Origin of the sequence: Asticcacaulis sp. AC402 (assembly GCF_000495835.1) — a bacterium.
Lineage (GTDB): Bacteria > Pseudomonadota > Alphaproteobacteria > Caulobacterales > Caulobacteraceae > Asticcacaulis.
Window position 1 is genome coordinate 22146 of record NZ_AWGC01000016.1, and the last position, 9076, is coordinate 31221.

Annotated in this window: 7 protein-coding genes; 1 reads left to right on the forward strand and 6 read right to left on the reverse strand. The window is 64.1% G+C overall.

The window, feature by feature from the left end:
* Nucleotides 1–45 precede the first annotated feature (45 nt).
* The 6 genes from ABAC402_RS30740 to ABAC402_RS30765 all read right to left on the reverse strand — a co-directional run bounded on the left by ABAC402_RS30740 (nt 46) and on the right by ABAC402_RS30765 (nt 8048).
* Complete coding sequence (locus ABAC402_RS30740) at nt 46–858, reverse strand: IclR family transcriptional regulator (protein ID WP_023449614.1); 813 nt, start codon at nt 856–858, stop codon at nt 46–48.
* A 197-nt stretch (nt 859–1055) separates the two neighbouring features.
* Nucleotides 1056–2705: a thiamine pyrophosphate-binding protein gene (locus ABAC402_RS30745; protein ID WP_023449615.1), complete on the reverse strand. Its 1650-nt coding sequence runs from the start codon at nt 2703–2705 to the stop codon at nt 1056–1058.
* Nucleotides 2702–3844 carry a CaiB/BaiF CoA-transferase family protein gene (locus ABAC402_RS30750; protein ID WP_023449616.1) on the reverse strand — a complete coding sequence of 381 codons (1143 nt, stop codon included), beginning with the start codon at nt 3842–3844 and terminating at the stop codon, nt 2702–2704. Before ABAC402_RS30750 ends, ABAC402_RS30745 begins: the two co-directional genes overlap by 4 nt.
* A 150-nt stretch (nt 3845–3994) precedes the next feature.
* The gene (locus ABAC402_RS30755; protein ID WP_023449617.1) at nt 3995–5200 is read right to left on the reverse strand and encodes an acyl-CoA dehydrogenase; all 1206 of its coding nucleotides are present in this window, start codon (nt 5198–5200) and stop codon (nt 3995–3997) included.
* A complete protein-coding gene (locus ABAC402_RS30760; protein WP_023449618.1) occupies nt 5193–6728 on the reverse strand; it encodes an aldehyde dehydrogenase family protein in 1536 nt (511 codons plus the stop codon). Before ABAC402_RS30760 ends, ABAC402_RS30755 begins: the two co-directional genes overlap by 8 nt.
* Nucleotides 6729–6764: 36 nt before the next feature.
* The gene (locus tag ABAC402_RS30765) at nt 6765–8048 is read right to left on the reverse strand and encodes an FAD-binding oxidoreductase (RefSeq protein WP_031235597.1); all 1284 of its coding nucleotides are present in this window, start codon (nt 8046–8048) and stop codon (nt 6765–6767) included.
* Between the two features lie 135 nt (nt 8049–8183).
* On the opposite strand from ABAC402_RS30765, the gene ABAC402_RS30770 reads away from it, so the two are divergent.
* The coding region (locus ABAC402_RS30770) for a LysR family transcriptional regulator (protein ID WP_023449620.1) at nt 8184–9076 on the forward strand (893 nt) is incomplete at its 3' end.

The window sequence follows — 9076 nt, forward strand, 5'->3', positions numbered from 1 at the left end:
CAATGTGCCATCGCAGGGGGGATTAAGCAATTGTTAAGGTGGCGATTATGCCAGCAGCCGGCCGCCAATCAGGTCGGAGATGCTGTCGGCGGCAGATTTGACCTGGGCGCCGAGGGAGTCGATGCGGTCGGGTGTGAGGCGTGACGTGGGGCCGGACAAGGAGATGCCGGCGCGGGCTTCGCCGAACTCGTTGAAGATCGGCGCGGCGATACAGCGCATGCCGGGGGTGGCTTCTTCGTTGTCGAGCGACCAGCCGCGGGTGCGTATCGTGTCCAGGTCGGCGCGCAGGGCGTTCGGTTCGGACAGGGTAGCGGGAGTGAGGGCGGTCAGGGTTTCCGTTTTGAGCAACTGGTCAAGGCGTACGGTCGGCAAATGGGCGAGCAGGGCCTTGCCGATGCCCGAGGCATAGGCGGCGCGGCGTTCGCCTATACGAAAGAAGGCACGGATGGGCGCTTCGCACTCGATTTGCGAGACGAAGACGACCTGGAAGCGGTCGAGCATGGCCATGTTAACGGTTTCGCCCGTGGCCTCCATCAGCGCCGTCATGATCGGACGGCCGGCCAGCAGGATCTTGTTGCGCCGCTGGAAGGCCATGCCGATGCGCAGGGACTCGATGCCAATGGCCCAGGTCTGGGTGGCTTCGTCGAAGGCGACGAAATCGTGCGCAGCCAGGGTGGCGAGCAGGCGATGTACGGTCGACGGTGGCTGATCGGCGGCGTCGGACAGGGCGGTCAGGGTCAGGCCGTCATGGGCCGACAAGACCTTGAGCAGGGCCAGGGCTTTTTCGAGTGACTGGTTGGCCTTGGGGTCGGTCTTGTCTTCGCGGGGACGGCCACGGGGTCGGCGAGTTTGTTCCATTCTGTGAAACTAGCAGAAATGGAAAAGGTTTCCAGATGCTATGAAAAACCCCTCTCCCCGTTCTTCACGGGGAGAGGTTAGGGTGAGGGGCTTGGTCAGCGTCGGTGCACAATTGTCTTCGGAAAGCCCCTCACCCGATCGCCCACGCTTCGCTCGGCTCTCGTCCTCTCCCCGCTTTGGCGGGGAGAGGTAGTTTTTTACCCGTCCGCTGCTATCTGGTCCAGGGTCTTGGCCGGGGTGATGGCCTGCGGGTCGATATAGCAGTGAATGATGGCCGGCTTGCCGCTGGCGCGGGCGCGCTCAAACGCCGGATAGAAGTCTTCGGTCGTGCGTACTGTCTCGCCATGGCCGCCAAAGGCCCGCGCATACGCGGCAAAGTCGGGGTTTTTCAGGTCCGTGCCGACGACGCGGTGCGGGTAGTCGCGCTCCTGGTGCATGCGGATGGTGCCGTACATGCCGTTGTCGACGACGATGACAATGACCGGAATGTCGTACTGGATTGCCGTGGCAAACTCGTTGCCGTGCATCAGGAAACAGCCGTCGCCGGCGAAGACCACCACCGTCTGGTCGGGGCACTGGCGTTTGGCCATGACACCCGCCGGGACCGAATAGCCGACGCTGCCGACGGTCGGGGCGACCTGGGTGCGCGGCAGGGTGTGGCGCCAGTGACGGTGCAGCCAGATGGCGTAGTTGCCGGCGCCGTTGCAGACGATGGTGTCCGCCGGCAGGGTGTCGCGCAGCCACACCATAACCTCGCCGTACTGAAAATCTCCGGGGATGGTGGCCGGTTTGGTCGTCCACATCAGGAAGTCCATATGGGCGTTTTCGGTCTCGCGCGTCCATGGCTTGGCGACCGGCGGCGTTAGCGTGGCGGAGCTTTTCGCAAATGCGTCGGGGGCGCAGACGATGCCAAGGTCGGGTTGGTAGACGCGGCCGATCTCATCGCCATCGGGGAAGATGTGGACGAGGGTCTGTTTCGGGTTGGGGACGCCGATCAGGGTGTAGCCGTTTGACGGCACCTCGGCCATGCGCGCGCCCAGCAGGATCACCAGGTCGGCATCCTTTACCCTTTGCGACAGTTTCGGATTTTGACCGAAGCCGAGATCGCCGGCATAGGACGGATGGGTCGCCGGGAACAGGGCGGTACGGCGGAATTCGGTCGCGACCGGAACGGACCACTTTTGCGCAAAATCAGCGATAGCGGCGCAGCCTTCGTCGCTCCAGCACGAGCCGCCCAGGATGATCAGCGGTTTCGTGGCGGCGAGCAGACGTTGCTCGAACTGCTGGATCTGCGCCATCGACGGTTCGGCGCGGGCGGGGACGACGACGGCAGCATCCGTCGCCTCGGCCATTTCGGTCAGGATGTCTTCAGGCAGCGAAATCACCACCGGACCGGGGCGGCCCTGGGTTGCGATTCGGAAGGCGCGGGCCATGATCTCGGGAATACGCTTCGGGTCGTGAATTTCGACCACCCACTTGGCGACGCTGGCGAACACCTGTTCGTAGTCCATTTCCTGGAAGGCGCCGCGGCCCAGCATGGCGCGTTCGACCTGGCCGATGAACAGGATCATCGGCGTGGAATCGTGCTGGGCGATATGAACACCGTGGGCAGCGTTCATGGCGCCGGGGCCACGGGTGACGAAACAGATTCCCGGCTTTCCGGTCAGCTTGCCATAGGCTTCGGCCATGATGGCGGCGCCGCCTTCGTGACGGCAGATCAGCACGTCCATGCCGTTGCCGTACATGGCGTCAAGGGCTGCGAGATAGCTTTCGCCCGGCACGCAGGTCAGGCGTTCGACGCCCTGGATCTTCAGTTGGTCGACAAGGATCTGTCCGCCGGTTCTCATGAGTCTTTCCATTGCGGCTGGCCGGAGCCAAGCTTGGGGGAGGGGGTGTCGGCGGCCATGCGCTGGCCGTCGATAACGATGGGGGAGGCAACCGAGGGTACGCCGTCCAGTTCCAGTTTCAGGCCGCGATGGACGATCTGCGGGTCGGCGAAGACATCCTCGATGCGGTTGATCGGCCCGGCCGGGACGCCGTGGCGTTCCAGCAGGTCGAGCATGTCGGCGCGCGTATGTTGCAGCAAAAACGGCTGCAACATGGATTGCAAATCCATGCGGGCGGCGACGCGTAAGGCATTGGTGGCATAGGCCGGATCAGCGGCGATATCAGGCGCGCCCAGGGCGATACACAGTTTCTGGAACTGGCCATCATTGCCGACGGCGATGATGACGTGACCATCGGCGACCTGGAACACCTGATAGGGCGCGATATTGGGATGGGCATTGCCCAGCCGCGATGGTGACTTGCCGGAGACCAGGTAGTTCGACGCCTGGTTGGCCAGGACGGCGGTGGCGGTGTCATAGAGCGACATGTCGATATGGCAGCCCTGGCCCGTGGCATGGCGACCGTTCAGCGCCGCCAGGATGGCGGTCGCGGTATAGACGCCCGTGAAGATATCGACGATGGCGACGCCGACCTTTTGCGGTTCGCGTTCGGGCTCACCGGTAATGTCCATCAGTCCGCTCATGCCCTGGATGATGTAGTCGTAGCCGGCGCGGGCGGCATAGGGGCCGGTCTGGCCAAAGCCGGTGATCGAGGCATAGATCAGGCGCGGGTTGACGGCCTTCAGGCTGTCATAGTCGAGGCCGTATTTCTTGAGGCCGCCGACCTTGAAGTTCTCGATCAGAATATCGGCCTCGGCGGCCAGGGCGCGGATGGCCGCCTGGCCTTCGGGCGTTTCGAAAGCGATGGCGACAGAGGTTTTGCCGCGGTTGCAGCTATGGAAATAGGCAGCGCCCCAGGCATTGCCATTCGAGTCAGTGACAAAGGGCGGCCCCCAGGTGCGGGTGTCGTCGCCGGTTTCGGGGCGTTCGATCTTGATCACTTCGGCGCCCAGGTCGGCCAGCAACTGGCCGCACCACGGTCCGGCCAGGATGCGCGCCAGTTCGAGAACTTTGAGGCCGGAGAGGGGTTTATGTGTCAAAGCCTGTGTCTTCGTAAGCCCCGCACCCCTGCCCTCTCCCCGGCCTCGCCGGCAGGCAAAGCGGGGAGAGGGAGAAGGAAGAGCACTGTCGGGACTCCCTCTCCCCGCCTGCGGGGAGAGGGTGGGGGTGAGGGGCCACTTTACCGTCGACTAAAAAAACGCCTGCAAGCCCGTCTGGGCCCGGCCCAGGATCAGGGCGTGGACGTCATGTGTGCCTTCGTAGGTGTTGACGGTCTCCAGGTTCTGGGCGTGGCGCATGACGTGGTATTCTTCGTGGATGCCGTTGCCCCCATGCATATCACGCGCATGTCGCGCAACGTCCAGGGCCTTGCCGCAGTTGTTGCGCTTGATCAGCGAGATCATCTCCGGCGCAACCTTGCCGGCGTCGAACAGTTGCCCGACGCGCAAGGCCGCCTGCAGACCCAGGGTAATCTCGGTCTGCATGTCGGCCAGCTTCTTCTGGAAGAGCTGCATCTGGGCCAAAGGCTTGCCGAACTGCACGCGGTCCAGCCCATACTGCCGGGCGCGGTGCCAGCAGTCTTCCGCCGCACCCATGACGCCCCAGGCAATGCCGTAGCGCGCGCGGTTGAGGCAGCCGAACGGACCTTTCAGACCCGACACGTTGGGCAGCAGGGCGTCTTCCGACACCTCGACGCCGTCCATGACGATTTCGCCGGTGATCGAGGCGCGCAGGGAGAGCTTGCCGTGGATCTTCGGCGCGGTCAGCCCCTTCATCCCCTTTTCGAGGACAAAGCCCTTGATCTCGCCGTTGTGGGCGTCCGACTTGGCCCAGACGACAAAGACGTCGGCGATCGGCGAGTTGGAAATCCACATCTTGGTGCCGGTGAGGCGGTAGCCGCCGTCTATCTTCTCGGCCCGGGTGCGCATGGCGCCGGGATCGGAGCCGGCATCGGGTTCGGTCAGGCCGAAACAGCCGACCCATTCGCCGCTGGCCAGTTTCGGCAAGTACTTCATGCGCTGGTCTTCGCTGCCATAGGCGTAGATCGGGTGCATGACCAGGGAGGACTGGACGCTCATCATTGAGCGATAGCCGGAATCGACGCGCTCGACTTCGCGCGCCACCAGCCCATAGGCGACATAGGAGGCGCCGGCGCCGCCGTACTGTTCCGGCAAGGTGGCGCCCAGCAGGCCCAGTTCACCCATCTCGTTGAAGATTTGACGATCGGTCGTTTCCTCGCCATAGGCCTTGAGCACGCGCGGCATCAGGTGGTCCTGACAATAGGCGCGGGCGGCGTCCTGGATCATGCGTTCGTCGTCCGTCAACTGCTCCTGCAGCAGGAACGGGTCGGCCCAGTCGAAGACGGTTTTTGTGGATGGGCGAGCTGTATCAGACATCGAACTTCACGCCCTGGGCCAGAGGCAGCGAACTGCCGTAGTTGATCGTGTTGGTAGCGCGGCGCATATAGGCGCGCCAGGAATCCGAACCGGATTCACGGCCGCCGCCGGTTTCCTTTTCGCCGCCAAAGGCGCCGCCGATTTCAGCGCCCGAGGTGCCGATATTGACATTGGCGATGCCGCAGTCCGAACCGGCCGCCGACATGAACAGCTCGGCTTCGCGCATGTCGTTGGTGAAGATCGACGACGACAGGCCGGCGCCGACATCGTTTTGCATGGCGACGGCGTCCTTGATGTCGCTGTAGCGCATGACATAGAGGATGGGCGCGAAGGTTTCGCGCAGCATCGGGCCTTCGTGCCTGGTCATTTCGACGATGGCCGGACGGACGTAATAGGCATTGTCGCCGCCGACCGAAGCGCGTTCGCCGCCGGTGATGGTCGCGCCGGTGGCCTTGGCGTCGGCCATGGCCTTTTCAAAGCCGTCGAAGGCCGCCTTGTCGATCAGTGGCCCGACCAGAACACCGTCCTCCATCGGATTGCCGATCTTGACAGAGGCATAGGCCTTCTTCAGGCGCGGGATCAGGGTGTCGTAGACGCTGTCGTGGACGAACAGGCGGCGAAGCGTCGTGCAGCGCTGGCCGGCCGTGCCCATGGCCGAGAAGGCGATGCCGCGCAGGGCCAGGTCGAGATCGGCGGTCGGCGCGATGATGGCGGCGTTGTTGCCGCCCAGTTCCAGGATCGAGCGGGCAAAGCGCGCGGCCAGTTTCGGACCGACGGCGCGGCCCATGGCGGTTGAGCCGGTCGCGGAGACCAGGGCGACCTTATGGTGGTCGACCATGGCCTCGCCGAGTTCGCGGCCGCCGATAATCAAAGCCGACAGGCCAACCGGGGCGTCATAGCCTTCGTCGACATAGCGCTTCAGGGCGCGCTCAAAAATGGCGTGGGTGGCCAGGGCGGTCAGAGGGGATTTTTCCGACGGCTTCCAGACGATGGCATTGCCGCAGACCAGGGCCAGGGCTGCGTTCCACGCCCAGACGGCGACCGGGAAGTTGAAGGCGGAGATGATGCCGACCACGCCCAGCGGGTGCCAGGTTTCCATCATGCGGTGCTGGCTGCGTTCGGTGGCGATGGTCAGGCCGTAGAGCTGACGCGACAGGCCTACAGCAAAGTCGCAGATGTCGATCATTTCCTGGACTTCGCCCAGGCCTTCCGAAGTGACCTTACCGACTTCGAGCGAGACCAGCTTGCCGAGCTCATTCTTGTGCGTGCGCAGTTCTTCGCCGAACAGGCGGACCAGTTCGCCGCGCTTGGGCGCGGGTACGGTGCGCCAGTCAAGAAAGGCCTGGTGGGCGGCATCGATGGCCTTGGCGGCGTCGGCGGCCGGGGTTTCGACGGTTTGTGCAATCTCGTCGCCGGTGACGGGCGAGGTGACGGTCAGGCTGCCGCCGGTATAGGTGGCGGCGTCGACGCCGAGCGCCTTCAGCAGGGTGGCGACCTCTTCGCCGGTACGGGTCTTTTCGGTGATCATGGTGGTGGTCCTGTCAAATCTCAATTCGGTCGGGTACTAAAAACGAGCGCCGGTCAGGTGAACGGCCTGAGCGCCGGCTTCGTAAAAAACTTCCTTCAAGGCTCTCATTTTCGCCGCCTCGGGCGTCGTCAGCGGCAGGGGCAGATCGGCTTCGGACTTTTCGCCGGAGATGAGTTCCGCCAGGGCTCGGCCCATGACCGTGCCCGGGGCGATTCCGCGGCCATTATAGCCGCTGATTCCGACAACGCGGTCGGCAAATTTATGGAAGCGCGGCAGGTTGTCGTCGGTCATGCCGATCCAGCCGAACCATTCGGCTTCGAACTCGATGTGTCCAAGCTGCGGGAACAGTTTGTGCAAAGCGCGCAGGGCCCAGCCGCGATGGATGGTCTCGCCCGTGCCGCGCAACGCACCGACACTGCCGAAGACCAGCCGGCCGCGCGCGTCCAGGCGGAAGGACGACAGCACTTCTTCGGTGTCCCAGCAGCCTTCCTGACCGGGCAGGATCGTCGCGCGGACATCTTCCGGCAGGGGCTGAGTGGCCAGGTTGAAATAGGGCAGGTGGACCTGTTCCTTGCGGATGATCTCCCATGGGCCCTGGGTGTAGGCGTCGGTGGCCATGACCACCCAGTTGGCCGTGATCGATCCGCCTGCCGTTCGCGCCGTCCAGCGGTCGCCTGTCGCCGTCACCTCGGTGACCGTGCTGTCGGTATGGATTGTGGCGCCTTCCTTGACGGCGGCATGGGCCAGGCCGCGGACATAGGCCATGGGCTGGATGGTGCCGGCGCGCAGGTCCAAAAGAGAGCCGGCATAGGCCTTGGTGCCGATGCGCTGGGCGGTTTCTTCGGCCGACAGCAGGTAGACCGGCGCCTGGCGGTCGCGCCATTGCGTCGCCCGCTGCTTCAGTTCTTCCAGGCCGCTGTCGCCGACGGCGCAATGCAGGGTGCCGTGTTTTTGCAGTTCGCAGGCAATACCGTAGGTCTCAACAATGTCGAAGACGGCGGCGGGGGCATTGCCGAGCAAATTGAGCAGGCGGTCGCCATGGACCTCGCCCAGGACACGCGGCAGTTCATCGGGCATGACCCACATGCCGGCATTGACCAGGCCGACATTGCGGCCGGCGCCGCCGAACCCGATCGATTTGGCTTCGAGGACGACGGCCTTGAGGCCGCGTTTGGCCAGGTGAAGGGCGCACGACAGGCCGGTATAGCCGCCGCCGACAATGGCGACATCACAGGAAAGATCCCCCGCCAATGCCGTGGTGACGGGCGCGGGCGGAGCGGTGGTCTCCCAAAGTCCATGCGTTGTGGGTCGGTTGGACATGGTAAGGATGACCTGAAGGGGACTCGCAAAGGCAGTTTATGCGTTTTCGGTATGTTTACCCGCAATAAAGGGTGCGATATACCGATATTTGCGCAAGAGATCATTCCATTTCAGAATGTTTGGCCGTTTGAGACTATGATAGCTCCCCGTCGTTTCCTGCCGTCCCTGTCGCATCTGCAGGCTTTCGAGGCCGCCGCCCGCACCGGCAGCGTCACCCTGGCGGCGCGTGAACTGAACCTGACCCAAAGTGCTGTCAGCCGGCAGATCAGGGCGCTGGAAGAACAGTTGGAGGTCGAACTGTTCCACCGCGAGCGCCAGACCATCCGGTTGACGCCGGGCGGAGAGGCCTATGCCCGCGACATCCGTGACGCCTTGAAAAAGATCGGGACGGCGTCGCTGAATTTGCGCGCCAATCCGCTGGGCGGGACTCTGAACCTGGCGATTTTGCCGACGTTCGGAACGCGGTGGCTGGCGCCGCGCCTGCCGTCGTTTCTGAACGCCAATCCAGGCATTACCCTGAACCTGATGACGCGACTGACGGTGTTTGATTTTGCCCTGGAGCCGCTGGATGCCGCCATCCACCATGGCCTCGGGCGATGGCCGGGCGCGGAGACAGTTCTGCTGCGCGAGGACTATGTCGTGCCGGCGTGCAGTCCGGCCTTGAAGGCGCAGCATGGCTTTGCGGCGGCGGGGGATTTGCGGGCGGCGCCGTTGCTGCACCTGACGACGCGGCCGGATGCGTGGGAGCGTTGGCTGCGCGTGCACAATGCGCCGGCGGAGCATGTCCAGGGCATGTTGTTCGACCAGTTCGCCACGGTGGCCCAGGTGGCGCGGGCGGGTCTGGGCGTGGCGCTGCTGCCGACGTTCCTGATCGAGGAGGAGTTGAAGGCCGGGCAGCTGGTGCGGGCGCTGGATCTACCGGATGGCGGTGAGATGAAGAACGCCGAAGCCTATTACCTGGCCTGGCCGGCGGAGCGCGGCGATCATCCGCCACTGCGGGCTTTTCGAGCGTGGATTCTGGCGGAAAT